Source organism: Geomesophilobacter sediminis (assembly GCF_016458275.1).
Classification (GTDB): domain Bacteria; phylum Desulfobacterota; class Desulfuromonadia; order Geobacterales; family Geobacteraceae; genus Geomesophilobacter; species Geomesophilobacter sediminis.
Genome location: NZ_JAEMHM010000044.1, coordinates 1 through 1,326 on the forward strand (window position 1 = coordinate 1; position 1,326 = coordinate 1,326).

Sequence of the window (1,326 nt, forward strand, 5' to 3'; positions counted from 1 at the left end):
CAGCGTTGTCCGGTTAGGTTTTTGCTTTACGTCGCTTGTTTCTTAAGCGGGTGTTTCTTTTCGATCTCGCTTTGACGGCCTTTGGGCTTTGTGATGCCATTGCGGCGGCTGCGTCACGTGTCATTTGATGGCGTAGTTCCCGAACCCGATGAATACTGACTGGCTCGTTGTGTTCCTTCTGGCAATAAATAGCCAGAAGCAGGTAGGTAATGAGTCCCCCAAGGATCTGGACTGTCAGGCCATACTGGGTCCTAGCGATGAGGTGGTAGACGCTGAGGTGTCGCTTCCACCACGCGAAAAAAGTTTCGATGTGCCAACGCAGCTTGTAGGCTTCGGCGACTTGCTCTGCGGTCAAATCATGACGGTTAGTGGCGATCCAGAAGTCTTTGCCGTCCACTCGGTAAGCAACGACGCGAACCTCTTTTTCAGCTCTTGTAGCTCTTGCTCCGAGAATGACGATCGCATCGTAAAAGACGATACTGTCAGGCGAAACAGGATTCTCGCGTATAACTTTTTTGTTCGCTCGTGCCTGGATACGGCAAATAAACTTTTTTTCGTTTCTCTGCCACTGATCAAAGCTGGCATTGCACTGATACCCTCGGTCCAATACGGCAGTTTCATCCGGGCCGATCATGCGTTCTACGAAGTGGCGTTCGATCTCGTTACCATCGGTTAGGATCATGTTTGTCGGAATACCTCGGTTGAGGTCGAAACCAACATGGGCTTTTGCTTTCTTATTGGTGCTTGAATAATCCGCCCAATCCATCGACATGACCGCGTCGATGTATGAACCATCTATGGCAACCAACGTTCCAAGATCGGCATACTGGGCTGGAATGACACTCGTGGCGTCTTTCAGTAAATGCTTGAACAGTTCAGCCAGTTGCTCCAATCCACGATTGTTGACAGCTTCAAAGAAGGCAGTTTTCTTTATGCCTTTCGGTGGAGCTACACACTCTTTAGCGAAATCGTCTTGCTCCAAGGCTTGTATTAGTTCCCTGCCGGAAGAGAACTCCTGGAGGTGGAAGTAAATAAGAGCCTTGAGCTGATGTTCGAATGACAGTTGCAATGGTCGATCCCCTCTAGAGGTAAGCGGAGTAATAGCGCTAAGGTACTTTTGTACCGGATCGTACAACCGGTTGAAAGACTTTTTGTATGCCCAACTGGCGCGGGGCTGGCCCAATCTGCTGTAGAGTTGCATGTCTTAACTCCTGGGAAAACAAGTAGTTAAGACAGGCGCGCCGCGCCACTTCTACGCAGACGTCAAGAAAAAAATGACTGTACTGAACAACTTTTTTAAAGCAAAAAGCTAACCGGACAACACTG

At 49.1% G+C, this 1,326-nt stretch carries 1 protein-coding gene; it reads right to left on the bottom strand.

Annotated features, from left to right (window positions below):
* Positions 1-13: 13 nt before the first annotated feature.
* Positions 14-1,201 (bottom strand): IS4 family transposase, encoded by a 1,188-nt coding sequence (locus JFN93_RS25255; RefSeq protein WP_199387165.1) that lies wholly within the window; start codon positions 1,199-1,201, stop codon positions 14-16.
* Positions 1,202-1,326: the final 125 nt, after the last annotated feature.

Excerpts from the sequence above, each read along its gene's own strand:
- JFN93_RS25255 (WP_199387165.1), bottom strand. The coding sequence starts at position 1,201 with ATGCAACTCTACAGCAGATTGGGCCAGCCCCGCGCCAGTTGGGCATAC.